The 22887-nt window shown below is 65.1% G+C and carries 24 protein-coding genes; 14 read left to right on the top strand and 10 right to left on the bottom strand.

Translation table 11 applies throughout. The features are described from left to right. Nucleotides 1-9 precede the first annotated feature (9 nt). Genes IB259_RS14035 through IB259_RS14020 form a run of 4 tightly spaced genes read left to right on the top strand, consistent with a single transcriptional unit; the run spans nt 10 to nt 5476 of the window. Entirely contained in the window at nt 10-1545 is a 1536-nt protein-coding gene (locus IB259_RS14035) for a UxaA family hydrolase (RefSeq protein WP_192329334.1), read from the top strand. 46 nt (nt 1546-1591) lie between these two features. Continuing rightward, on the top strand, nt 1592-2803 hold the full coding sequence (manD, locus tag IB259_RS14030) for a D-mannonate dehydratase ManD (protein WP_088142648.1): 1212 nt from the start codon (nt 1592-1594) through the stop codon (nt 2801-2803). A 3-nt stretch (nt 2804-2806) separates the two neighbouring features. Beyond that, nucleotides 2807-4369 (top strand): mannitol dehydrogenase family protein, encoded by a 1563-nt coding sequence (locus IB259_RS14025; RefSeq protein ID WP_192329332.1) that lies wholly within the window; start codon nt 2807-2809, stop codon nt 4367-4369. A 42-nt stretch (nt 4370-4411) separates the two neighbouring features. Continuing rightward, nucleotides 4412-5476 carry an Ldh family oxidoreductase gene (locus IB259_RS14020; RefSeq protein ID WP_192329330.1) on the top strand — a complete coding sequence of 355 codons (1065 nt, stop codon included), beginning with the start codon at nt 4412-4414 and terminating at the stop codon, nt 5474-5476. Nucleotides 5477-5504: 28 nt separating this feature from the next. Here IB259_RS14020 and IB259_RS14015 read toward each other — a convergent pair whose 3' ends face one another. The 6 genes from IB259_RS14015 to IB259_RS13990 all read right to left on the bottom strand — a co-directional run bounded on the left by IB259_RS14015 (nt 5505) and on the right by IB259_RS13990 (nt 10794). After that, a complete protein-coding gene (locus IB259_RS14015; RefSeq protein ID WP_192329329.1) occupies nt 5505-6506 on the bottom strand; it encodes an amidohydrolase family protein in 1002 nt (333 codons plus the stop codon). A 68-nt stretch (nt 6507-6574) separates the two neighbouring features. After that, entirely contained in the window at nt 6575-7126 is a 552-nt protein-coding gene (locus IB259_RS14010; protein WP_119452003.1) for a 3-hydroxyanthranilate 3,4-dioxygenase, read from the bottom strand. 140 nt (nt 7127-7266) lie between these two features. Beyond that, nucleotides 7267-8235: a LysR substrate-binding domain-containing protein gene (locus IB259_RS14005; RefSeq protein WP_054451910.1), complete on the bottom strand. Its 969-nt coding sequence runs from the start codon at nt 8233-8235 to the stop codon at nt 7267-7269. A 6-nt stretch (nt 8236-8241) separates the two neighbouring features. Further along, nucleotides 8242-8679 carry a RidA family protein gene (locus tag IB259_RS14000; protein WP_054451909.1) on the bottom strand — a complete coding sequence of 146 codons (438 nt, stop codon included), beginning with the start codon at nt 8677-8679 and terminating at the stop codon, nt 8242-8244. A 24-nt stretch (nt 8680-8703) separates the two neighbouring features. After that, complete coding sequence (locus tag IB259_RS13995; protein ID WP_192329328.1) at nt 8704-10161, bottom strand: 2-hydroxymuconic semialdehyde dehydrogenase; 1458 nt, start codon at nt 10159-10161, stop codon at nt 8704-8706. 78 nt (nt 10162-10239) lie between these two features. After that, nucleotides 10240-10794 (bottom strand): GNAT family N-acetyltransferase, encoded by a 555-nt coding sequence (locus IB259_RS13990; protein WP_225596856.1) that lies wholly within the window; start codon nt 10792-10794, stop codon nt 10240-10242. A 148-nt stretch (nt 10795-10942) separates the two neighbouring features. On the opposite strand from IB259_RS13990, the gene IB259_RS13985 reads away from it, so the two are divergent. Then, on the top strand, nt 10943-11779 hold the full coding sequence (locus IB259_RS13985; RefSeq protein ID WP_192329327.1) for an AraC family transcriptional regulator: 837 nt from the start codon (nt 10943-10945) through the stop codon (nt 11777-11779). Between the two features lie 82 nt (nt 11780-11861). Further along, on the top strand, nt 11862-12353 hold the full coding sequence (locus IB259_RS13980; RefSeq protein ID WP_192329326.1) for a MarR family winged helix-turn-helix transcriptional regulator: 492 nt from the start codon (nt 11862-11864) through the stop codon (nt 12351-12353). 11 nt (nt 12354-12364) lie between these two features. On the opposite strand, the gene IB259_RS13975 is transcribed toward IB259_RS13980, so the two are convergent. From IB259_RS13975 to groES, 3 genes are all read right to left on the bottom strand, one after another. Next, entirely contained in the window at nt 12365-13282 is a 918-nt protein-coding gene (locus tag IB259_RS13975; protein WP_054451906.1) for a YihY/virulence factor BrkB family protein, read from the bottom strand. Between the two features lie 200 nt (nt 13283-13482). Next, nucleotides 13483-15123 carry a chaperonin GroEL gene (gene groL / locus IB259_RS13970; protein WP_054451905.1) on the bottom strand — a complete coding sequence of 547 codons (1641 nt, stop codon included), beginning with the start codon at nt 15121-15123 and terminating at the stop codon, nt 13483-13485. 37 nt (nt 15124-15160) lie between these two features. Beyond that, a complete protein-coding gene (gene groES / locus IB259_RS13965) occupies nt 15161-15448 on the bottom strand; it encodes a co-chaperone GroES (RefSeq protein WP_006221616.1) in 288 nt (95 codons plus the stop codon). A gap of 369 nt (nt 15449-15817) precedes the next feature. Between groES and IB259_RS13960 the strand changes: the two genes are divergently transcribed. Beyond that, the gene (locus IB259_RS13960) at nt 15818-16168 is read left to right on the top strand and encodes a hypothetical protein (RefSeq protein ID WP_054451904.1); all 351 of its coding nucleotides are present in this window, start codon (nt 15818-15820) and stop codon (nt 16166-16168) included. A 182-nt stretch (nt 16169-16350) separates the two neighbouring features. Next, a complete protein-coding gene (locus IB259_RS13955) occupies nt 16351-17334 on the top strand; it encodes a tripartite tricarboxylate transporter substrate binding protein (RefSeq protein ID WP_192329325.1) in 984 nt (327 codons plus the stop codon). Nucleotides 17335-17385: 51 nt separating this feature from the next. Here IB259_RS13955 and IB259_RS13950 read toward each other — a convergent pair whose 3' ends face one another. Beyond that, nucleotides 17386-17811: an Rrf2 family transcriptional regulator gene (locus IB259_RS13950; RefSeq protein WP_192329324.1), complete on the bottom strand. Its 426-nt coding sequence runs from the start codon at nt 17809-17811 to the stop codon at nt 17386-17388. 71 nt (nt 17812-17882) lie between these two features. Between IB259_RS13950 and IB259_RS13945 the strand changes: the two genes are divergently transcribed. The 6 genes from IB259_RS13945 (at nt 17883) to IB259_RS13920 (ending at nt 22840) form a co-directional block, all read left to right on the top strand. Further along, nucleotides 17883-18860 carry an alpha/beta fold hydrolase gene (locus IB259_RS13945; RefSeq protein WP_192329323.1) on the top strand — a complete coding sequence of 326 codons (978 nt, stop codon included), beginning with the start codon at nt 17883-17885 and terminating at the stop codon, nt 18858-18860. A 152-nt stretch (nt 18861-19012) separates the two neighbouring features. Beyond that, entirely contained in the window at nt 19013-19942 is a 930-nt protein-coding gene (locus IB259_RS13940) for a DMT family transporter (RefSeq protein ID WP_054451900.1), read from the top strand. 11 nt (nt 19943-19953) lie between these two features. Further along, nucleotides 19954-20352: a hypothetical protein gene (locus tag IB259_RS13935; protein ID WP_192329322.1), complete on the top strand. Its 399-nt coding sequence runs from the start codon at nt 19954-19956 to the stop codon at nt 20350-20352. A gap of 137 nt (nt 20353-20489) precedes the next feature. Beyond that, a complete protein-coding gene (locus IB259_RS13930; RefSeq protein WP_192329320.1) occupies nt 20490-21098 on the top strand; it encodes a hypothetical protein in 609 nt (202 codons plus the stop codon). A gap of 142 nt (nt 21099-21240) precedes the next feature. Beyond that, on the top strand, nt 21241-21822 hold the full coding sequence (locus tag IB259_RS13925; RefSeq protein WP_125472459.1) for an SMI1/KNR4 family protein: 582 nt from the start codon (nt 21241-21243) through the stop codon (nt 21820-21822). Between the two features lies 1 nt (nt 21823). Continuing rightward, complete coding sequence (locus tag IB259_RS13920) at nt 21824-22840, top strand: hypothetical protein (protein ID WP_125472458.1); 1017 nt, start codon at nt 21824-21826, stop codon at nt 22838-22840. The last annotated feature ends 47 nt before the right edge of the window (nt 22841-22887 follow it).

Below are 22887 nucleotides of genomic sequence, written 5' to 3'. Positions count from 1 at the left end.
GAGGCATTCATGTCTGAAACCGATACCGCCGTCATACGCATCCACCCGGCGGACAATGTGGTGATCGCCAGGCGCCAGCTGGCCGGCGGCACGCGCCTGGCTGGCGAAGACGTCGTCGTGCGCGGCCTGGTGCCGCCAGGGCACAAGGTGGCAACGCGCGCCATCGCCGCGGGCGAGCCGGTGCGCCGCTACAACCAGATCATCGGTGTCGCGCGCTGCGACATCGCGCCCGGCGCGCATGTCCACACGCACAACCTGGAGTTCTCCGAATTCGAACGCGATTACGCCGTGGGCGTCGACGCGCGCGCCACCGATTACGTCGACGCGCCCGCGCAGTTCGACGGCATCGTGCGCGCCGACGGCCGCGTCGCCACGCGCAACTACATCGGCATTCTCACCAGCGTGAACTGTTCGGCCACCGCCGCGCGCGCGATCGCCGACCATTTCCGTCGCGATATCCATCCGGACGCGCTGGCGGCCTATCCCAACGTGGACGGAGTGGTGGCGCTGACGCATGGCGCCGGCTGCGCCACGGGCAGCGAGGGCGAACCGCTGCGCCTCTTGCGCCGCACGCTGGGCGGCTACGCCCGCCATCCCAATTTCGCGGGGCTGCTGGTGCTGGGCCTGGGCTGCGAAACCAACCAGATCGGCGGCCTGATGGAGCAGGAGGGGCTGCGCGAGAGCGGCTTGCTGCATACCTTCAACATCCAGGAGACCGGCGGCACGCGCAAGACCGTGGAGCATGGCATTGAACTGGTGCGCGCCATGCTGGCGCAGGCCGACCGCGTCCAGCGCCAGCCAGTGCCTGCAAGCATGTTGACCGTGGGCCTGCAATGCGGCGGGTCCGACGGCTATTCGGGCATCAGCGCCAATCCGGCGCTGGGCGCCGCAGTGGACCTGCTGGTACGCCATGGCGGCAGCGCCATCCTGTCGGAGACGCCGGAGATCTATGGCGGCGAGCACCTGCTGACCCGGCGCGCCGCCACGCCCGAGGTCGCGGCCAAACTGCTGGCCCGGCTGCGCTGGTGGGAGGAGTACTGCGCCCGCAACGACGCGGAAATGGACAACAACCCCTCGGCCGGCAACAAGGCGGGCGGGCTGACCACCATCCTGGAGAAATCCCTGGGCGCCATCGCCAAGAGCGGCACGACCCGCCTGGCCGACGTGTACGAATACGCCGAGACGGTGAGGGCGCGCGGGCTGGTGTTCATGGATACGCCGGGCTACGACCCGGTGTCCGCCACCGGCCAGGTCGCGGGCGGCGCCAACCTGATCTGCTTCACCACCGGCCGCGGCTCGGCCTACGGCTGTGCGCCCGCGCCGTCCTTGAAGCTGTCGACCAACACGGCGCTGTGGCAGCGGCAGTCCGACGATATCGACATCAATTGCGGCGAAGTGGTTGACGGCGCGCAAAGCGTGGCCGGGATGGGCGAGCGCATATTCCGTCTGATGCTGGAAACGGCTTCGGGCCGGCGCACGCGCAGCGAGGAACATGGCTACGGCCAGAACGAGTTCGTGCCTTGGCAGTTGGGCGCGGTGATGTAGGCGCCCGGCGTCGGCCAGGGGTTTCCAGCATTCCACAGGACCATCCATGAAGATTACCCAAGCGCGCGTCATCGTCTGCAGCCCCGGCCGCAATTTCGTTACCTTGAAGATCGAAACCGATGAAGGCCTGTACGGCATCGGCGATGCCACGCTCAATGGCCGTGAGCTGGCCGTGGCGGCCTACCTGACCGAGCACGTGATTCCCTGCCTCATCGGCCGCGATCCGCAGCAGATCGAGGATATCTGGCAGTACTTGTACCGCGGCGCATATTGGCGGCGCGGTCCGGTCACCATGTCCGCGATCGCCGCCGTGGACACGGCCTTGTGGGACATCAAGGCCAAGGCCGCAGGCATGCCGCTGTACCAGTTGCTGGGCGGCAAGAGCCGTTCGGGCGTCATGGTCTACGGCCACGCCAATGGCCGCGACATCGACGAAACCGTGGACGAGGTGCTGCGCTACCGCGAGATGGGCTATCTGGCCATCCGCGCGCAAAGCGGGGTGCCGGGCCTGAACTCGGTCTATGGCGTGGGGCGCGGCCGCATGTTCTACGAACCCGCCGACGGGTCCCTGCCGTCCGAGCACGATTGGTCCACGGAAAAGTATCTGGACCACGCGCCGCGCCTGTTCCAGCGGGTGCGCGACGCAGTGGGCTGGGACACCCATCTGCTGCACGATGTGCATCACCGGCTCACGCCCATCGAGGCCGGCCGCCTGGGCAAGTCGCTGGAGCCCTACCGCCTGTTCTGGATGGAGGACGCCACGCCCGCGGAAAACCAGGAAGCCTTCCGGCTGATCCGCCAGCACACGGTCACGCCGCTGGCCGTGGGCGAAGTTTTCAACACTATCTGGGACTGCAAGGACCTGATCGAAAACCAGCTGATCGACTACATCCGCGCCACGGTGGTGCATGCGGGCGGCATCACGCATCTGCGCCGCATTGCCGACCTGGCCGCGCTCTATCAGGTGCGGACCGGCTGCCATGGCGCCACCGACCTGTCGCCAGCCTGCATGGGAGCCGCTCTGCATTTCGACCTGTGGGTGCCGAATTTCGGCATCCAGGAGTACATGCGGCACACGGACGAAACGGACGCAGTGTTTCCCCATGCTTACAGCTTCAATCAGGGCATGCTATACCCTGGCGACGCGCCGGGCCATGGTGTCGACATCGACGAAAAGCTCGCCGCCAGATATCCCTACCAACGCGCCTACCTGCCGGTCAACCGGCAGGCGCATGATGGCGCACTATGGCACTGGTAATCCATGCTCGAACGTTTGAATTCGGAGTCCCTGGCGCATCTGCCCGAGGACGTGGAATCTCCCGCCTATGACCGCAGCCGGGTCACGCCCGGCATTGTGCATCTGGGCATAGGCGCCTTCCACCGCGCCCACCAGGCGGTGGTGACGGACCTGGCCATGGCCGCCAGCGGGGACCTGAGTTGGGGCATCGTGGGCGTTTCGCTGCGCAGCCCCGCCACGCGCGACGCGCTGACGCCGCAGGACGGCCTGTACACCCTGGCGCTGCGCGACGCCGGCCCGGATGGGCAGTTGCGGGAACAGTTGCGGGTGGTCGGGTCGGTGTTGCGGGTCGTGGTGGCCGAGGAAGATCCCCAGGCGGTGCTGGAGCGCATCGCGTCCGCCCAGACGCGCATCGTCAGCCTGACCGTCACCGAGAAGGGCTACAGCCACGAACCGTCCACCGGCCACCTGCGCTGGGATGACCCGGACATCGTGCACGACCTTGCGCATCCGGTCAGGCCGCGCAGCACCATCGGCATCCTGGTGTACGGCCTGGCGCTGCGGCGCGAACGCAGCTTGCCCCCCGTCACGCTGCTGTCCTGCGACAACCTGCACGCCAACGGTGACACGCTGCGCAGCCTGGTGCTGGCCTTCGCCTTGCGGGTCGACGTGGGCCTGACCGCATGGATCGACAACAACTGCACTTTTCCGAATTCCATGGTGGACCGCATCGTGCCCGGCACGCAGGACGAAGACCGCGCGCGCGTGGCAGAGCGCCTGGGATTCGAGGACGCCTGGCCGGTGGTGGGTGAACCCTTCCTCAACTGGGTCATCGAGGACAAGTTCGCGGCCGGCAGGCCTGCCTGGGACGCGGCCGGCGCGAACTTCGTGCGCAACGCGGCGCCATACGAACGCCTGAAGCTGCGCATGGTCAACGCGCCGCATTCCGCGTTCGCGTACCTGGGCTCGATGCTGGGTCTGCGCACCAATAGCGAAGCCGCCGCGACGCCGGCGCTGCGCCGCTATGTCGACGACATGATGCGGCTGGAGCTTGCGCCCACGCTGCGCGGCGTTCCGGGATCAGGGCTGGATGAGTATCGCCAGCGCTTCCTGGCGCGCGTGTCCAATCCGGCGCTGCCTCACCTCACCCGGCAGGTCGCGATGGATGGTTCGCAGAAGGTGCCGCAGCGCCTGCTGGCCGCCATCCGCGACCGCAAGCAACGGGGCGACGATTTCAGCCGGCTGGCCATGTCCGTAGCCGCCTGGCTGCATTACCTGCGCGGATATGACGAGCAGGGCAACACTTATGCCATCCAGGATCCGCTGGCCGGCGCGCTTGCCAAACTGCTGGCGCGCGCCGAGGTGGCGGCAACGGCTTCGGCCCCCTCCCAGGCAGCGCATCGGCGAGCCACTGTGATGGCGGGATTCCGGCCTGTGTTCGGCGATCTGGGCAGCAAGCCCGCTTTTGTCGAGGCGCTGGCCCTGCAGCTGGAACGCCTGCGCACGCTGGGCGTGCTGGGCGCGCTGGAGGCCCTGGAGCAGGACGCGGCCAGGGAAGACTCGGCGCAGCCCGTGCCAGCCGCTTGACCGCTGGCGGCGCGCCGCCAGCATCCATAAGAGGAGCGCAGCATGGCAAGGTCGGAAGGCGTGGGCGCGGCGCATTGGCAGGAATGGGGCGAAGCGTGCTTGCGGGTCCTGGATTTCAATGAAGACGACGGCCACTGCCTGGCATCCAGCCTGGCGCAGACCAGCCTGTGGGGCATTGACTCGCATGGCATCGCGCGGCTGCCGCACTACCTGAACCGGGTCGTCCATGGCTCCATCCTGGCGCGGCCACAAATCCGTATCGAGCAGAGCGGGGCGGCTTGTGCGCAGGTGCATGGCGGCAGGGGCCATGGCATCGTGGTGGCGCACCGGGCCAACGAGACGGCCATGGCGCTGGCGCGCGAGGCGGGCGTGGGCGCCGTCGGCGTCAGCGACTCTTCGCATTGCGGAGCCATCGGCCTGTACACGCGCGCGGCCGCTCGGCAAGGGCTGATCGGCATGGCCTACACGCATTCCGATTCCATTGCCGCGCCGTTCGGCGGCCGGCAACCGTATTTCGGCACCAACCCCATTTCCTTCGCTTTCCCCAGACAGGATGGCGAGCCGCTGTGCCTGGACATGGCGACGACCTCAATCCCATGGAATCGCGTCATGAACGCGCGCCGCGACGGCGCAGAACTGCCCGGAGGCGTGGCGCTGGACGCCGAGGGACGTAGCGTGACCGACGCGCGGCGTGTCCGCGCCTTGACGCCCTTGGGCGGCGACTACGGCCACAAGGGCTACGGCCTGGCGATGATGGTCGAACTCTTGTGCGGGCCGCTCAACGGCAATCCCCATGGACCGCACATCGGTCCCATGTACGAGCAGCTGGATCGTCCACGCGAACTCGGGGCGTTCTTCATCGTCATCGATCCCGCCCGGTTCGCGGGCGGCGCGACGTTGGCCGCCGTGGTGGCGGGCATGGCGGCCGAGCTGGCGGCGCAGCCCGGTTCGCCACGCATGCCGGGCGATCCCGAACTGGCCTCGCAGGCGCAGCGCCAGGCCGCGGGGATTCCGGTGCCGCCGGCGTTGAAGGCCGAAATGGCCGAATGGAGCGCCAGGTTGGGGCTTGCGCTGCCGCCGTTCACACCGCTGGACGGCCAGGCCTGAGCGCAGCCGTCCCGCTACGCAGGAAGCGTCAGCGGACCAGGCCGAAGAACTCCATCGTGTTGCGGCTCAGAATCTTCTGCTGCACGTCCGGCAGCAGGCCAGCGTGGGTCACCAGCTTGCCCACTTCCTGTTCGCCCAGGGGATAGGGGTAGTCGGAACCCAGCAGCACCCGGTCTTCGCCCATTACGTCGATTAGCAGGCGCAGCGCGCGCGGGTCGAACACCGCGCTGTCGGTGTAGAAGCGGTCGGTGTACGAAGAGGGCAGCTGCGGACAGTCCTGGCGGATGATGTCGCGATGGCGCCAGGCATTGTCCACGCGGCCCAGCAGGAAGGCGAAGCTGCCGCCGCCGTGCGCGAAACAGAGCTTCAGGCTGCGCGGGATGCGCTCGAACGCGCCGGACAGGATCAGCGACAGGATGCCCAGCTGGGTTTCAGCGGGCATGGAGACCAGCCACGGCAACATCCATTTCTTCATGCGGCCGTCGGTCATCATGTCCCAGGGATGCACCAGCACCGGGATGTGATCGTTGGCGCAGTGGATCAGGAACTGCACCAGGGTCTCGTCGTCCAGGTCGCGCGGGCCGACGTGGTTGCCGATTTGCACGCCCAGGTGGCCGGCGGCGCAGGCGCGCGACGCTTCCTTGCAGGCCAGCTCCAGATCCTGCAGCGGCACCTGCGCCAGCGCCTTCAGGCGCGCTGGCGCATGGGCGCAGTGTTCCAGCGCCAGGTCGTTCATGCGCGCCGCCCAGTCGGCGGCGGCCCGGGCCGGATAGGAGTAGCCGAACATGATGGGCGTCGCGCAGAGGATCTGCAGGTCTACGCCGTTGCGGTCCATCTGTTCCAGGCGCAGGGCCGGGTCCCACAAGGTGGCGTCCACTGGGCGGAACGGGCGGTCACCCGCCATGATCTGGCCGCTCGAACCGTCGCCGTCCAGCCGCAGCCAGGGCGCGTTGACGGGGTCCAGCGCCGCCGCTTCCTGCCGGGTGATCGGCGGGAAGAAGTGCGCGTGCATGTCGATTTTCTGGGTCATGTGCAAAGGAAAAGAAGTCGGTCGGGCGCGTGGCGGTGTGGCGCAAGATTTGGCAAAAGGAAACGCCCCTAGGCCGGGGCCGCCTGCGCGGAGGGCGCATGCCCCTTGCCCGGATGGATCTCGCCGCAGCTGGGACAGGTGCGTTTCTCGGTGCTGGAATAAAAGGCCTGGAACAGCGGCGGCAGGTCGGTCACGATGCTCTTGAGCTGTACCTCCACGCGGTGCACCAGGCTGCGGCATTGCGGGCAATACCATTCGAAGCCGTCCAGCAGGCCTTCAGGGCGCTGGCGTTCGATGACCAGGCAGGCGCTGTCGGTCTCGGGTCGTTGCGGCGAATGCCGCACGTGCGGCGGCAGAAGGAAAATATCGCCTTCCTTCAGATCCACGCGCTCGGGCTTGCCGTCCACCCACAGCGACAGCCAGGCGTTGCCGCGCAATTGGTAGAAGAACTCTTCCAGCGGGTCGTCGTGGTAGTCGGTGCGGTGGTTCGGGCCGCCGACCACGGTGACGATGAAGTCGGCGTCCTGCCAGATCTGCTGGTTGCCGACCGGTGGCTTGAGCAGGTGCGCGTGGTCGTCTATCCAGCGCTGGAAGTTCAACGGCGGGCCATAGGCAGGCATGCGGATCTCCGGAAGTCTGGGGGGCGGACCGGGGCTGCCCCATAGCCCGCAGTCTAGGCGGGACCTTGCGGGCCTGCACAATAGAAATTACGCCGCCGGGTATGCGGCTTGTCTATGGCGGGATAACCCTGACCTGTCTGTCAACCGACAGCTTCAGCGCGCTGCGCCGCGATCTGCTTCAGATGGTCCACCAGGCGCTGGCAGGCCGGCGTCAGCGGGCGGTCCGCGCGCACCGAGTAGCCCACGTCGCCGAATGCGCCGAAGGCGTCGGTGGGCAGGCGCGCGAGCATGCCCGTGGCCAGGAACGGCGCTGCCGCGTCGTAAGGCAGCAGCGCCAGCGCGTCGCTGTGCATGAGCACGCCGATATTGGTCAGGAGCGATAGCGATTCGACATGCCGGGCCGGCAGGCGCAGGCCGGCGTCCAGGAAGCTGCGCTCGATCGAAGCGCGCAGCGGCGAGCTGGCGGCGGGCAGGATCCAGATGTGATCGGTCAGCGCGGCCAGCGGTGCGGACGGCGCGCCGGCCAGGGGATGGGCGGCGCGCGCCACCAGGCACAGCTCCTCGCGGTACAGCTTGTGATGGTCCACCGCCACGCCGGAGATCGATGCCATGTCGGCGCCGGGCAGGCGGCCGACCACGATGTCCAGGTCGCCCGTGGCCAGCGCCGGCAGCAACTGGGAGGTCGGCCCTTCGCGCACGCTGACCTGGATGCCGGGGTGCGCGGTCATCAGGCGCGCAATCGCCTCGGGCAGCAGCTTGGCCGACGCAGCGATGAGCGTACCCACCACCACATGGCCGCTGGCCCCGCCCAGCACCGCGTCGATGTCGTCGGCCATGTAGCGGATCTCGGCCATCATGGCCTGGACCCGGCGGCCCAGCACCACGGCCAGCTCCGTCGGCGTCACGCCGCGGTTGGAACGGTCGAACAACGACGCGCCGAAGAAGGACTCCAGTTCGTGGATGGCCTTGGTGACGGTGGGCTGGGTCAGATGCAGCTCGCTGGCGGCGCGCGACAGCGAACGGCATGCCAGCACGCGCTCGAACACCTGCAATTGGTGCAGCTTCAGCTTGCGGCTGAGCGCGTTGGGCGTGATGCGGAAGTCCGACATGCGCCGCTAGCGCACTTGCGGCTTGTAGGCGACCGCCTTGATCTCGATCAGCAGCTGCGGGTGCGGCAGCTGATGCACGGCGACGGTGGTACGGGCCGGACCGTCGGAGTCGAAGTACTCGCCGTACACCTGGTTGTAGCCGCCGAAATCATTCATGTTGACGAGGAAGGTGCTGATCTCGACCACGTCGGCCAGCGTCGCATCGGCCGTGGCCAGGATGTCGCGGATGTTCTCGATGACGGCGCGCGTCTGCACCCGGATGTCCAGCATGGCGGTGCCCATGGCGTCGACCTCGGCGCCCGCGATGCGGTTGTCGGGCAAGCGGGAGCTGGTGCCGGAGACATACAGGAAATCGCCGGCGCGCTTGATGTGCGGATACTTGCCGCGGGGCGTGGCCTTGCCGGCGACGACGGTGGCGCTGACGCCGGGCTGGGGTTGGTTCATCGCGTCTTCCTTTGCGTGGGGTGGTCAGAGCTTAATGCAGACATTGGTGGGTTCGGTATAGAAATGTAGCGAATGGCGTCCGCCTTCACGGCCGATGCCCGAAAGGCCGCTGCCGCCGAACGGCGTGCGCAGGTCGCGCAGGAACCAGCAGTTGACCCAGGCCAGGCCGACCTTCATGGCCTGCGCCACGCGGTGGCCGCGCGTAAGGTTCTGCGTCCAGACGGCCGCAGCCAGGCCGTAGCGCGTGTCGTTGGCCAGTCTGATGGCTTCTTCTTCGGTGTCGAAGGGCGTCACGTGGCAGACCGGACCGAAGACTTCCTCCTTGATGCAGCGGGCGGTCTCGGGCAGGCCGGTCCAGATCGTGGGTTGCACGTAGGCGCCTTCGTCGCGCGCGTCGCCGAACACCGGCACGCCGCCGCCGGCCACCACCGTCGCGCCTTCCTCGCGCGCCAGGGCGAAGTACGACAGCACCTTCTCGCGATGCTCGCGCGACACCAACGGTCCCATTTCGGTGGCCGGATCCATGGGCCAGCCTATGCGCAGGGCTTCCGCGCGCGCCGCCAGCGCGGCGACGAAGCGCTCATAGATCGGGCGTTCGACGTAGACGCGCTCGGTGCACAGGCAGACCTGCCCGCAATTGGCGAACACCGATTGCGTCACGCCGTCCACCGCGGCATCGAAATCCGCATCGGCGAACACCAGCGCCGCGTTCTTGCCGCCCAGCTCGAACGACACCGGCTTCACGCCCGGCGCCACGGCTCGCATGATGGCCGCGCCCGTGGCCGACTCGCCCGTGAAGGTGATGCCGTCGATGTCCGGATGGGTGGTCATGAATTCGCCCGCCGAGCCAGGTCCGAAGCCATGCGCCAGGTTCAGCACGCCGGCCGGCAGCCCGGCTTCATGCGCGACCTCGGCCAGCAGCGTGGCCGTGGAGGGCGTGACTTCGGACGGCTTCATGATCACCGTATTGCCGAATGCCAGCGCCGGCGCCACTTTCCAGGTCAGCAACAGCAGCGGCAGGTTCCAGGGCGAAATCACGCCCACCACGCCCAGCGGCTTGCGGTAGGCGTAGTTCAGCGCCTGGCGGCCATCGGGCGTGTCCGTCATGTAGCTTTCCATGTCCAGCGTGCGCGCCAGTTCCGCGAAAGCGCGGAAATTGGCCGCGCCGCGCGGGATGTCGATCTTGCCTGCCCAACCCACCGGCTTGCCGGTGTCGCCGATCTCGGCCTGCAGGAAGTCGTCGAAGCGCCGCGTGATGCCGTCGGCCAGGGCCAGCAGATGATCGGTGCGCTCGGCCACCGACAGCGCCGCCCAGGCGGGCAGGGCTCGGTGCGCCGCCGCCACCGCGCGGTCGATCTGGTCGCGGTTGGCTTCGTGGACCTGGGCGACCAGGCGCCCGTCCACCGGGCTGTGCTTGTCGAAGGTGGACGCGCCGTCTTCGAAGCGGCCGTCGATGTAGTTGCGCAATTGTCGGATCGTCATGTGCAGGGCTCGGTCTGGATGCAAAATAAATACGTATACGTACTATATTTTGGATCATAGACAGCGCCCCGCCTCAAGTCAATGCGATTCCGAAGCCGTCAGCGTCTGCCATTCTTCCTTGCCGATGCGGCTGACATGCTCCGTCCGGTAGTCGTTCATGAACTGATTGAACTTGTTCTCCTCGGTGTGATGGTGCTTGAAGCCGCACTTTTCCTGGGCTTTGCGCGATTTCTCGTTGTCAGCGAAATAGCCGCACCATAGCGCGTTGAAGTTCAACGTTTCAAACGCATGGCGCATCAGTTCCCTGACGGCTTCAGGAATCAACCCCTGGCCCCAGAACGGTACGCCGATCCAATACGCGATTTCGGCTTCGTCGTCGGCAATGTCGAAATTGCTGTCCTTCCCCATGAGCAACGCCACCAGGCCTATGGCGGTGTTGTCTCCCTTCTGTGTCAATGCATAGGCCAGTGGCCGCGAAAAAACCGTCTGGATGATCTCCCGGCTATGTTCGACGCTTGTATGAGCAGGCCAGCCCGCGGCGAGGCCGATCCGTTCGTCGCTTGCATACGCAAACAGGCTCGGCGCGTCGTCGGTGTGCCAGGGCCGCAAAATGAGGCGTTCGGTGCGCAGCATGATTTCCCTTCCTTTCAGCAATGAAAACAGCAGCCGCAATTCTAGGATCCGAGGGCGCAACTGATAATAGACAGGGTTGAGCAGATTAGGTAATTTTGAAAACAAGATTGCGGGAATTCATGGGTGATGATTTAAAATTTCAGCGTAAATGAAAACGCTCTCTCAGCTCTCGGATACAGGCATCGAAGACCTGGCCATCGGCCTCAACAGCTTTGACGAACAGGTGGGGCACCCCTTGGCGTTGGCGTATGTGGTGGTGTTGATCTGCCGCGAGGGCAGCGCCGAGTGGGAAGTGAACTTCAAGCCGCACCGGATGAAGAAAAATGATCTCCTGGTCCTGGCGGAAGATTCCATCGCGCTCATCAAACGCAAGTCGGATGACTATTCATGCGCCTGCTATTTGATGAACCGGTCCATCGCTGCGGAGATTGCGCACGCCCTGCCCAGCAGCCTGTTTTCCTTCTTGAGCCGTTCGCCGTTCTTCGCTGCCGAAAAGCTGTCGCCGCGGTATTCACAGGCCTGGGAAGGCCAGGCGGCGCTGATCCATGAGCAGTGCGTCACCTACCAGCGGACCATGATCGTCAACCACGTCCAGAACCTGTTCTTGTGGATCTGTGAAAAGACAGACGGCCTTGGGGCCGGCATGAGGAATGACTTCAGCAGATCGGAAGCGGTCTGCTGGAAATTCTGGGAGCTGATCTCGATGCACTGCGTACAACAGCGCGGGGTGGCGTTCTATGCAGGGCTGCTGCATATCACTCCATACTATCTGTCGCAGTTGAGCAGGAGGTTCTTCAACGACGCGCCCAAAACGCTGATCGACAGGCAGGTCGTGTTGGAGATAAAAAAGCGCCTTACCCAGCCCAGGAAATCCGTGCAGCAAATTGCCGAGGAACTGCATTTCGCCGACGCCTCCTATTTGGGCAAGTTCTTCAAGCGCCATACCGGCGTGGGCTTGACCGACTACCGGAAAGGCAGGGCATGATGAAGTCTGAAAGGGGCGTGAGCTATCTTATGGACCCGCGCAGCAATGCCATGATCGCCGACATCCATCCCTTGGAAGGCCGATGACCGCTAGATCCCGACGTATCCCTCCCGACCCGGCCGCTCCCCAGGCCCTGCAGGCGTTCGACCTGACCCAGGTCGCGTCCCATCTGCTGCGTCGGGCCCACTTCCGGGCCGAGGCCCTGTTCGCCCAGGCCTTTCCCGACGAAGACCTGACCCCGCGGCAGAAGGCGCTGCTGATCACCGTCTACCAGAATCCCGGCGCGACCCAGAATCGCATCGCCGAACTGATCGCGCTGGACCGCAATTCCTTCGCTGAAATGATCGCGCGCATGACCAAAAAGGGCTACGTGCGCCGCAAGCGCTCAGCCCAGGACGGGCGCGCCTATGCGCTGGAGATCACGGAAGAGGGCATAGCCCTGTTGGCGCGCATCCTGCCGCAGGATGCCGCGGTGGAGGCGGAGGTCCTGGCGCCCATCCCTGAGGATTTGCGGCCCATGTTCCTGAAATGCCTGCGCCTGATGGCGGGGCTGGAGCAGCAGGACGATGCCTGAGCGCGTCTGATTCAGGCGTCCGCTGCAGGCGCCGAGTCCGACGCGGGCGCGCTCTTCCTGCCGAAGCGCAGCGCGAACTGGCGCGTGAACACCGCGCCGAAGAAGAAGATCTGCGCCGAATAGTAGATCCACAGCAGCAGCGCGATCAGCGATCCTGCTGCGCCGTAGGCCGACACCGCCGCGCCCCGGCTGAGATAGACGCCGATGCCCCACTTGCCCACCAGGAACAGCGCCGCGGTCACGATGGCGCCCGGGATCACGTCCGGCCACGAGATCTTCGCGCTCGGCAGCAGCTTGTAGATGACCGCGAACAGCGCCACCACGATGGAGAAGGAAAACAGGCTGGAAATCCACTCCGCCACCAGGGCGAAGGACGAGGCCGTCCATAGATCGCCGTAATAGCCGCGCGCGGCTCCGAGCGCGGCGTTCACAGTCAGCGATATCAACAGGAACAGCGCCAGCACCAGCACCAAGCCGAACGACAGCATGCGGCTGCGAACCATGCCGTGCAGCCCGCCTTTTTGGTTCGCGGAGACTTCCCACAATTCGTCCAGGCTGGCCTTCAGTTCCGCGAAGGCCGTGGTGGCGCTGAAGATCAGCACGAAGATCGATATCAGCGCCGCGATCCAGCCCTTGCCTGATTCATGGGCGCTGGCCAGCACCGTCTGGATGACTTCAGCGCCGCGCTCGCCGGTCAGCTCGCGCAGTTGTGAGAACAACTCCGAGCGCACCGCGTCTTCGCCGAAGAACGCGCCCGCCACCGCGATCACCAGGATCAGCATGGGCGCAAGCGAAAACACCATGTACAGCGCCAGCGCCGCGCCCTTGCTGGAGGCGCGATGGGTGGACCACTGTTTGGCCGAGTCCATCAACAGCCCGCCGATTTCGGACGGACGCAGGGCGCGCAACAGGGTCGGGGGCAAACGCATGGGACTCGGCTCGTTCTGGGGGAGCCTTCATTGTAGGGACGCATGCGCTGCGGCGAAACCCGCAGATTGTGCGCAAACGTGTTCTTTGGCGAGGCCGCGTTGCGGAAAAAAGAAAAACCCCCGGGGCGAAGGACCGGGGGTTTTTCGGGATACTGCATTCCCCGGCCGGAGCCGGGGAGGCCTTGCAAGGATGGCGGGACTTAGAAGTCCATGCCGCCCATGCCGCCCATGCCGCCGGGCATGGCCGGAGCAGCGGGCTTGTCTTCGGCCAGTTCGACCACGGCAGCTTCGGCGGTCAGCAGCAGGCTGGCGACGGAAGCGGCGTTCTGCAGGGCGGTGCGGGTCACCTTGGTGGGATCCAGCACGCCTTGCTCGACCAGGTCGGTGTACTCGCCGGTCGCGGCGTTGTAGCCGTAGTTGCCCTTGCCGTTCAGCACGGTGTTGACGACCACGCTGGCTTCTTCGCCGGCGTTGGTGACGATGGTGCGCAGCGGCTCTTCCACAGCACGCAGGATCAGCTTGATGCCGGCGTTCTGGTCAGGCGTGTCGCCCTTCAGGTCAGCGATGGCTTGCTTGGCGCGCAGCAGAGCAACGCCGCCGCCAGCCACAACGCCTTCTTCCACTGCAGCGCGGGTGGCGTGCAGGGCGTCTTCGACGCGAGCCTTCTTTTCCTTCATTTCGACTTCGGTGGCAGCGCCAACGCGAATCACGGCAACGCCGCCGGCCAGCTTGGCCACGCGTTCTTGCAGCTTTTCACGGTCGTAGTCGGACGTGGCTTCTTCGATCTGGACGCGGATTTGCTTGACGCGAGCTTCGATCGACTTGCTGTCGCCAGCGCCGTCGATGATGGTCGTGTTTTCCTTGCCCACTTCGATGCGCTTGGCTTGGCCCAGTTCAGCCAGGCCGGCCTTTTCCAGCGACATGCCGGTTTCTTCGGAGATCACCGTGCCGCCCGTCAGGATGGCGATGTCTTCCAGCATGGCCTTGCGGCGGTCGCCGAAGCCAGGAGCCTTGACGGCGGTCGTCTTCAGGATGCCGCGGATGTTGTTCACAACCAGGGTAGCCAGGGCTTCGCCTTCGACGTCTTCAGCGATGATCAGCAGCGGACGGCTCGACTTGGCAACTTGTTCCAGCACGGGCAGCAGGTCGCGGATGTTGCTGATCTTCTTGTCGAAAATCAGGACAAACGGATCTTCCAGAGCGGCAACTTGCTTGTCCGGGTTGTTGATGAAGTAGGGCGACAGGTAGCCGCGGTCGAATTGCATGCCTTCGACGACGTCCAGCTCGTTTTCCAGCGACTTGCCGTCTTCGACGGTGATGACGCCTTCCTTGCCGACCTTGTCCATCGCGTCAGCGATGATCTGGCCGATGGAGGTGTCGCTGTTGGCGGAGATCGAGCCAACCTGAGCGATTTCCTTGCTGGTCGTGACCGGCTTGGATTGCTTCTTCAGTTCAGCGACGGCGGCGGCGACAGCCTTGTCGATGCCGCGCTTCAGGTCGATCGGGTTGAAACCGGCGGCAACGTACTTCAGGCCTTCCATGACGATGGCCTGGGCCAGCACGGTGGCGGTGGTGGTGCCGTCACCGGCGTTGTCGGAGGTCTTGGAGGCAACGTCCTTGACCAGCTGGGCGCCGATGTTTTCGAACTTGTCCTTCAGTTCGATTTCCTTGGCGACGGACACGCCGTCCTTGGTCACGGTCGGGGCGCCGAACGAGCGCTCCAGCACGACGTTGCGACCCTTGGGGCCCAGGGTGGTCTTGACAGCGTTGGCGAGAACATTCACGCCGCGGACGATGCGCACGCGGGCGTCGTCACCGAACAGTACTTGCTTGGCAGCCATTTCTTAGCTTCCTTCGAAAATTCGTTTGAGGCGGGGTTTACTGGACCACGGCGAGGATTTCGTCCTCGCGGATGACGAGCAGCTCTTCGCCGTCAACCTTCACGGACTGGCCGGCGTACTTGCCGAACAGCACCTTGTCGCCAGCCTTCAGGTCGACCGGCAGGATCTTGCCGTCTTCGGTCTTCTTGCCGGGGCCGACGGCCACGACTTCACCCTGGTCGGGCTTTTCAGCGGCGCTGTCGGGGATAACGATGCCCGATGCAGTCTTGCGCTCGTTTTCGAGGCGTTTGACGATCACGCGATCGCCCAGGGGACGCAAGGCCATGAGGAACTCCTGTTGCAAAAAAGAGAAGGAAATGATCGGTTAGGCCCGGGAACGCTTGTTAGCACTCACCGGTGTCGAGTGCTAATTATAGGGATGATGTTCTAGGGTTCAAGGGGGAGGGGGCTGGTTGTTACATATTGGGGAGCTGGATGGCGTCTAACTTCATTGAGGCCAAAGTTAGACGAGCAGCCGGCAAGCACGGCGACAAAGGACAGGCGTGCAAACACGGGGAGGGAAACAGCCCCAGTACGCTGTGATAGCAGCCATAATCAATTCAACCTGGCCTCGAGTGAAGGCAGGAGTTCAGGTTTGGCTCCCACATAAACCGGTAGCGGGTGGGCCGTAGCGTACTCAGTGCGGAATATCTCAATGATGACACCGGAAACGCCAGGCGACGACGCGGTACGGACCCGCAACCACGGGCCACTGCCCCAGGGTTTTCGGGCTGGATTGATTACGGCCATCACGGTATTGCTGGGCTTTTCGCTGGGTTTCCTGCGCTACTGGGGCTTCGACGCGCCGGGCGATTGGAGCGCGCTGTCCGTGCTGCCCGGCGTGTCCCTGTTGCTCGCCAGCCTGCTGCAGATAATTGCTCTCTACCGCGCCTTGCGTCTGGAAGATGAAGCCGAGAATGAATACCGGAAAACCGTGCGGTGGTTCATTACGTCGGCGATGCTGCTGTTGCTGGGTGTGACAGCGGCGTTGTGGGAGGTAGCGTGATACGCCGCCCGTGCCGCTGGAAAATTAGGGTAATCCGGGATTCTTTAAGCCTAAACTTTTGTGAAGAATGAGCGGCAGACGCGGGATCGCCGCCGCATGAGGCATCAAGGCGGTTCTCCGTGGTGCGGCATGTGACGCACCGTACGCGGGATCGCGGGGTGAGCCCCCATAGGGAGAATCGCATGCTGTTGCGTAGACGTTGTCTGGCCATGATGATGCTGGCGCTGACTGGCTGGGCCACGGGCAGCCATGCGCAAACGCCGTCTCAGGCCTGGCCCGTCAAGCCCGTGCGCCTGGTCGTGGGCCTGGCGCCCGGAGGGCTGGTCGACGTGCTGGCACGCACGGTGCAGCCGCACTTGGCCGAAGCATTGAAGCAGACCGTTATCGTGGAGAATCGGGGCGGTGCGGGCGGCAACTTGGCGGGCGCCGAGGTTGTGCGCAACGGTGGCGACAACCATACCTTCCTGCTCAATCCATCGACGACCGAATCGGTCAATCCAGTGATGTTCGCCAGCATGCCGTTCGATCCGCAGCGGGACCTGCGGCCGGTTGCCTTGCTGGCCAATAGCCAGTTGTTCCTGTTTGTCCGGTCCTCGCTTGGCGTCAATACGCTCGAAGAGTTCGTGGCATACGCGCGCAAGCAGCCAGCTCCTCTCAATTACGGTTCGGCCGGAAACGGCACGACGCCGCATCTGGCCGGCGAACTGCTCAAGCAGGCTACTGGCATGCAGGCTACCCATGCGCCTTATCGCGGCGTGGCGCCAGCGATACAAGACCTGGCAGCGGGCCAGATCGACTTCGCGTTTGGACCCGCCACGGTCTTTCCCATGGTGCAAGCGGGCAAACTGAAGGTACTTGCGGTGGCGAGCCGGCAACGCGCTGCCGTGGCGCCCGACATACGAACCTTTTCCGAGGTCGGCATCGACGGTGTTTTCGCAGACAGCCTGTTTGGCGTGTATGCCGCCGCTGGCACCCGCGATGACGTGGTCGATCGCATGAACGCCGAAATCAATAAAGTGCTTGCGAGGCCGGAGATCCAGGCGCGCTTTCTCGATGCGGGCGCCGAGGCGCTACCGCTGCGTGTGGCGGACTATGCCGCGCGCGTGCAGGACGAAAAGAAATTGTTCGCCCCGTTGATGAAGTCGTTGGGGCTGAAGGAACAGTAGATAGAACAACGATAAACGCTCTGCCTGCGTAGCTCATTCGACTCTACGGCTTCATCCTTCCTCGCGCGAGGCAATCTCCGCGGCAAGCTCGGAAAGCGATACCGCGCCCAAGCGTTGCAGCAAGGCATGCTCGCCTTCGCGCAGGGAATCCACCACCAATTGGTTCGCGGCTCGTTCCACGGGGCAGGCAGGATTGTCGTCGGCTGGCCCGATGGTAAAGACCGTGCCATGGGCGATGGCTTCATGGACATCGCGCGCGGTGATGGTTTCCAGTCCCCTGGCCAGTACCCAGCCGCCGTTGCGCCCGCCCGTGGAGGTCACCATGCCGGCGGTACGCAGCGCCGCCATGGATCGGCGCACCACCACCTCATTCGTATGCAGCATCTGGGCCAGCGTTCCAGAAGTGGTCGTGCCGCCGCGCAAATGCATGTGGATCAAGACGTGCAGCAGACGGGCAAGGCGGGTGTCATTGGCCATGGGATCAATTACCGTAACTACAGGTGTTACGGTATTATAGCTGCACCGGATACTTCTTGAGAGCTTGCCCGATGATCGACCTTGAAACACGCGATGTGGCCGTCAACGGTATCACGCTCAATGTCACGGCCCAGGGCGAAGGTCCATTCGTCGTGCTGTGCCACGGCTTTCCCGAGACCGCTTATGCCTGGCGCCATCAGCTGCCCGCCCTGGCCCGTGCGGGATTCCGCGCCGTGGCCCCGGATTTGCGCGGTTATGGCGCCAGCGACAGTCCGGCGGATGTGGCGGCGTTCACAACATTGGATGTCATCGGCGACCTGGTCGCGCTTATCGAAAGCGAGGGGGCCGATGATGCGGTGATCGTGGGGGGCGATTGGGGCGCCAGCATCGCATGGCAGGCAGCCCAACTGCGTCCGGACCGCTTTCGGGCCGTCGTCGCCCTGGGCGTTCCCATGATGCGCAGAGCGCCGGTTGCACCCAGCCGCCTCTTCCCCAGAACCGAGTCCGCTGCGTTTTACACGCATTACTTCAACGAGCCGGGAGTTGCTGAAGAGGAGTTCGAGCGCGACATCAGCGCGACCCTGCGCGCCATCTACTTCGCGGCATCGGGCGACGCCGGGACGCGTGACGACCCCGCCACGCCCAATCCGTTTGGCATGGTAGCCGCTGGCCGTGGCCTGCTCGATTCGCTGCCTGTCCCCCAGACGTTGCCGGCCTGGCTTACTCCATCGGATCTGGCGACCTTTGTCCAAAGCTACACCGCCAGCGGTTTTCGTGGCGGCCTCAACTATTACCGGAATCTGGACCGCAATTGGGCGCTGCAGGGGGCCTTTGAGGGAAAGACGGTGGATGTGCCTGCGCTTTATCTCGTAGGGGAAAGGGATACGGGCCTGGCGATTCCCGGCATGGACCAGATCATCGCGGCCATGCCGGCCCTCGTTCCCCAACTGCGCGCTGCTGAAGTCATTCCCGGCGCGGGGCATTGGTTGCAACAGGAAGCCCCCGAGGCAGTCAACAAGGCGCTCGTCGATTTCCTGAGGAGCCTTTGACCGTGCGAAGAAGCCATACTGCAATATCGCGTTGAAACTGCGCCAGCTAAAATCCCGCATGCGCGCTGACGGCTGTCACGGATAGACAACCTCGACGCATTGCTTTTCACCGTCGCCCCGCGCGACCACCGCAGCTCACCTTCGAAGCACAGATGAAAAATACGCTGATGGCCACGCACCTGCGCCTGGTCGGCATGGCCGCGCTCTGGGGCGCGTCGTGGTCCTGGGGCAAGGTCGTCGCCCAGGCCATGGCTCCATTGGCCGCGGCCAGCCTGCGGTTCCTGTTCGCCAGCGTGGTGCTGGTTCTGTGGATGCATCGCGCCTCGGCGCTGCGCGGCCTGAAGTCCCTGACGCGCAACCAATGGCTTGGCCTGGCCGCCGCCGCGTTGGCGGGCGTCTTTGGCTACTCCAGCTTCTTCATGTTGAGCCTGCAGCTGGTGCCGGCCGGCAAGGCCGCGATCGTGGTGACGCTGAATCCAGGCGCGACGCTGTTGCTGGCGGCGATCCTGTTCCGCGAACATCTCAATCCAGCCATCCTGGCCGGCATGGTTCTTTCGGCCATCGGTGCGTATATCGCCATCGGCGGCGGGGTTTCACAAGCAGCCGCCGGCTCCGGCGTAGGCATCGGCGAACTGCTGCTGCTCGGTTGCGTGGCCTGCTGGGTGGCCTACACCCTGATCGGCCGGCTGGTGCTCAAAGGCGTGGACGCCCTGACCACCACCACGGTGACCACCGTGATTGGCGCGCTGATGCTGCTGCTCACCAGTCTGATCGTGGAAGGCGTTCCCGCCTGGCAGAAGCTGGGGCAGGCGCCGGCCAGCGCCTGGGGCAGCCTGCTGGCTTTGGCGTTCGGGGCGACCGCGATCGCCTACGCCTGGTACTTCGAAGGCGTGAAGGCGCTGGGCGCCGGCGCGGCGTCGGGCTACATCACGCTGGTGCCCGTCTTCGGAGTGCTGTTCTCCAGCCTTTGGCTGGGCGAAGCCACGCCCGCGAATCTGTTCATCGGCGCCGCCCTTGCGATCTCGGGCATGGCCATCATGCACGTCGGCCGGCGTCGCGCCGAGGCGCGACAGCGCCGATAGGCGGACCTTCCATGCAGCCCTATACCCACGACAACATGCCGGCCCAGGAAACTTGGCTGGACTGCGCGACCGCCGACGGAGGCCGGCTGCGCGTGGTGCTGCTCGCAGCCGATCAGCAGGCGGCGGCGCCGCTGCTGGAGCGGGCCCGCTCGATCGCTCAAGCGCTGGCGACGCACCGCGACGCCGCGTTGCAATTCCTCTGGCAGGCGGGACGCGACACCGGCGACCCCGAAGATCCCCCTGTGACGTTCCTGGAACACTTCACGCCATCCGACCTGATCGTCGCCGCCGACGGGGGCTACGTGCTGCACCTGGCGCCGCGCGACGCGACCTGGTTCATGGATGGCTATTGGCCGGCCGTACGCTTCGTGGCGGATGACCGACCTGCGGACTGGATCTGCGAATCCTGATCCGAGCCACCGTATCCAAAGCGGCCTCTTGGCGCTTGGAGGCAATGTCGCGTCAGGTTCCGCACAGGCGCATGATTACACTCTGATCGTGACACGTGCGTCATTCACGGAGAAGTCGACATGCAATTGGCTCAAACATGACTAGCAACGACGGGATTCAGGTCTCGGTCTATACCCGCTGGCACCAGTTGTCGGTGCCGTTGGCCTTCGCCCTGGCGGCGGGCAGCTTCATGCTGGTGGTGTTCAACCGTGGGCCGATTGTTCTGGCGGTTGTGCTGGCGGTGCTGGGGTTGCTGGCGCCGCCGCTGGTGGCGTTCAAGGGCTTTCCCACACGCAATACCGTCAAGGTGACGTCCGAAGGGCTGGAGTTTTCGCGCCGCTCCGCCGTCGCCTTCGCCCAATTGTCCCGCTGGGGCACCGACGATTATCTCAAGCTGGTCCGTCCCGGCCTGCCGACGTTGCTGGTCAGTGCAGTGGACCGGCCCACACGTGAACGTCTGTTGCGCGAGTTTGAGCAGGCCTTGGCGGCGTGGCATACGCGCCAGCCCGCCGGTACGCAGGCGGCGCGCCGCACACATTTCTATGGTTCCACGGCAGGACGCCTGGTGGGCCTGTTGATCATCGTGCTGGGGGCGGGTGTGGCTGTCATGGCGCTGAGCTTGCGCGAACCGTCGATGTCGCTGGCTATCGTTGGCGGGCTGGGAGCGCTGTTCGGATTGGCGATGCTGTTTGGCCGGCGGGGCTGAACGGTCATGGCGGCCAGGCAGGTCGAGGTGTGTGCGCAGGTCGTGGAAGCGCTTGCCGCCGCAATCAAAGATATAGTGGTGCGCTTTCAAGGCTCCCGCTTTCGCGGCGAACCAGGACTTTTCTTAGCTTCAGGATGCTTGCATGACCATGACCGCCGAACAGTTTCATCAACGCATGTGGGAAATCCTGGATCCCGTGGACACCGAGCATTTCGAGGTCGTGGCCGCGCCCGCGCCCGATGCGGAGGCGATCGCCGGGCTGGAAGCCGCTGTAGGCTTCCCGCTGCCTTCGGCGTTTGCGGCCTTCTGCCAGCGTACCAACGGCCTGTGCGTGATGGCGCGCGAGGAAGTCTGGCCGCATGCGAAGGAATTCGAAGTCGGCCCCGCCTGGACTTTCTGGCGCGGCCTGGTGCTGTTGGGCATCGATGCGCCGGAGTTGCCCGAATGGGCCAGCATCTCGGCGCAGCAGCGCCAGCTCGCCGAGGCCGGTTTGCCCGGCATCCTGCCCGTGCTGAAGGTCGTGGGTGACGGCAGCCGGATCTGGGGCGTGGATCAGGCGGGGACGGTCGTGGCGATCGATGACCTGACCGATGTGGAGCCGCTGGCCGGCGACCTCACCGACCTCTACGCCGAGCAGATAGCCGATCTGCTGCAGCGCCAGCAGGATATGGCGCAGCGGCTGGCCGAACGCGCGGCGCGCAAGCAGCGCAAGCTGCCGGGGTAGCATGAGCGCAATGCTGCAAGTCACGGAAGAACCCCTGGCCGATGAGGACATCGTGCTGCTGCGCCGTGGCCGTCGCGGCAGATTCCTGACGGCCGTGTTCGCGGGGCTGATGTTCCTGCTGCTGGCGAGCAGCGCGATCATGTTCGTCGTGCTTGGCGCGTCCGATCGCAGCCTGCGCCGCGGCGCTGACGGCGTGGTGATCCTGTTGTGCACAGTGGCGATGACTTGCTTCGCGGTCTTTCTTGGACGCAGGTTGCTGCGCCTGCCGCAAGCCTGGCGCCGCTTCAATCGGGTGTTGAAGGGGCGTGTACCCAAGCAGATCGTTTCCGGGCACCTGACCGGTTTTGGTCCGGCCGGGAGTCCCGGCATCTGCTACGTCTTCGGCGAACAGCGCGTGGACGTAGCTCTGCCGTTTTGGAACGAGATCGCCAGGGACACTCGAGAAGGTTTCCGGCCTGTGACGGCCGTGGCGCTGACGGACCTACCCGTGCGCCTGCACTTGCTGACGCTGGACCCCGATGCGCCACCCGTGCTGTTGCTGGCCGAGTACCCGATGAGCGCGCAGGCCTGGAATTCGGTCGAGGAAGTCAGCAATGCCGACCGCGAGGCCGTGCGCAAGGAAGAATTGAGCCTGCGCAAGTTCTTCTACGTGCTCGCCCTGGCGCCGCTGGTCGGCAGCCTGTTCCTGGGGCCCTTGATCCTGCTGGCCGCATTCTTCGTTCTCACGGGATTCGTGCTGGGCATGCGCAGCCCCAGGCTGAAGCGGGCCCGCTACAAGCACGGGGTACGCGGCTTGGTCGAGGAAGTCGTGACCTATCGCGTGCGCGCGTCCAACTCGAACATTTCCACGCTGGTTCACAACTATCGCATCGGGGGCGTGATGTACCGGGTCGAGCATTTAGGGCAAGCTGCCGCGCCGGGCCAGCGCGTTGCCTTCGAGTATCTCGACGGAACGGGCATCATGGGGCCGAGCGCCTTGTTCTTTCGGATTGAAGACGAGCCGGTCATGACGCTATGAGCGCGGCGCGCTGCCCGCCGCATTGAACCCTGCCGGGATCTCTGCGG

This window comes from Achromobacter sp. ACM04, assembly GCF_014851465.1.
In the GTDB taxonomy this organism is placed as follows: Bacteria; Pseudomonadota; Gammaproteobacteria; order Burkholderiales; family Burkholderiaceae_B; genus Achromobacter; species Achromobacter aegrifaciens.
Note: the sequence above shows the minus strand (reverse complement) of the source record. Positions and strands in the feature narration are given on the sequence as shown.

Bases quoted from the DNA above. Each gene is read 5' to 3' on its own strand.
- IB259_RS14035 (WP_192329334.1), top strand. From the start codon at position 10: ATGTCTGAAACCGATACCGCCGTCATACGCATCCACCCGGCGGACAAT.
- manD (WP_088142648.1), top strand. From the start codon at position 1,592: ATGAAGATTACCCAAGCGCGCGTCATCGTCTGCAGCCCCGGCCGCAAT.
- IB259_RS14025 (WP_192329332.1), top strand. From the start codon at position 2,807: ATGCTCGAACGTTTGAATTCGGAGTCCCTGGCGCATCTGCCCGAGGAC.
- IB259_RS14020 (WP_192329330.1), top strand. From the start codon at position 4,412: ATGGCAAGGTCGGAAGGCGTGGGCGCGGCGCATTGGCAGGAATGGGGC.
- IB259_RS14015 (WP_192329329.1), bottom strand. From the start codon at position 6,506: ATGACCCAGAAAATCGACATGCACGCGCACTTCTTCCCGCCGATCACC.
- IB259_RS14010 (WP_119452003.1), bottom strand. From the start codon at position 7,126: ATGCCTGCCTATGGCCCGCCGTTGAACTTCCAGCGCTGGATAGACGAC.
- IB259_RS14005 (WP_054451910.1), bottom strand. From the start codon at position 8,235: ATGTCGGACTTCCGCATCACGCCCAACGCGCTCAGCCGCAAGCTGAAG.
- IB259_RS14000 (WP_054451909.1), bottom strand. From the start codon at position 8,679: ATGAACCAACCCCAGCCCGGCGTCAGCGCCACCGTCGTCGCCGGCAAG.
- IB259_RS13995 (WP_192329328.1), bottom strand. From the start codon at position 10,161: ATGACGATCCGACAATTGCGCAACTACATCGACGGCCGCTTCGAAGAC.
- IB259_RS13990 (WP_225596856.1), bottom strand. From the start codon at position 10,794: ATGCTGCGCACCGAACGCCTCATTTTGCGGCCCTGGCACACCGACGAC.
- IB259_RS13985 (WP_192329327.1), top strand. From the start codon at position 10,943: ATGAAAACGCTCTCTCAGCTCTCGGATACAGGCATCGAAGACCTGGCC.
- IB259_RS13980 (WP_192329326.1), top strand. From the start codon at position 11,862: ATGACCGCTAGATCCCGACGTATCCCTCCCGACCCGGCCGCTCCCCAG.
- IB259_RS13975 (WP_054451906.1), bottom strand. From the start codon at position 13,282: ATGCGTTTGCCCCCGACCCTGTTGCGCGCCCTGCGTCCGTCCGAAATC.
- groL (WP_054451905.1), bottom strand. From the start codon at position 15,123: ATGGCTGCCAAGCAAGTACTGTTCGGTGACGACGCCCGCGTGCGCATC.
- groES (WP_006221616.1), bottom strand. From the start codon at position 15,448: ATGGCCTTGCGTCCCCTGGGCGATCGCGTGATCGTCAAACGCCTCGAA.
- IB259_RS13960 (WP_054451904.1), top strand. From the start codon at position 15,818: ATGATGACACCGGAAACGCCAGGCGACGACGCGGTACGGACCCGCAAC.
- IB259_RS13955 (WP_192329325.1), top strand. From the start codon at position 16,351: ATGCTGTTGCGTAGACGTTGTCTGGCCATGATGATGCTGGCGCTGACT.
- IB259_RS13950 (WP_192329324.1), bottom strand. From the start codon at position 17,811: ATGGCCAATGACACCCGCCTTGCCCGTCTGCTGCACGTCTTGATCCAC.
- IB259_RS13945 (WP_192329323.1), top strand. From the start codon at position 17,883: ATGATCGACCTTGAAACACGCGATGTGGCCGTCAACGGTATCACGCTC.
- IB259_RS13940 (WP_054451900.1), top strand. From the start codon at position 19,013: ATGAAAAATACGCTGATGGCCACGCACCTGCGCCTGGTCGGCATGGCC.
- IB259_RS13935 (WP_192329322.1), top strand. From the start codon at position 19,954: ATGCAGCCCTATACCCACGACAACATGCCGGCCCAGGAAACTTGGCTG.
- IB259_RS13930 (WP_192329320.1), top strand. From the start codon at position 20,490: ATGACTAGCAACGACGGGATTCAGGTCTCGGTCTATACCCGCTGGCAC.
- IB259_RS13925 (WP_125472459.1), top strand. From the start codon at position 21,241: ATGACCATGACCGCCGAACAGTTTCATCAACGCATGTGGGAAATCCTG.
- IB259_RS13920 (WP_125472458.1), top strand. From the start codon at position 21,824: ATGAGCGCAATGCTGCAAGTCACGGAAGAACCCCTGGCCGATGAGGAC.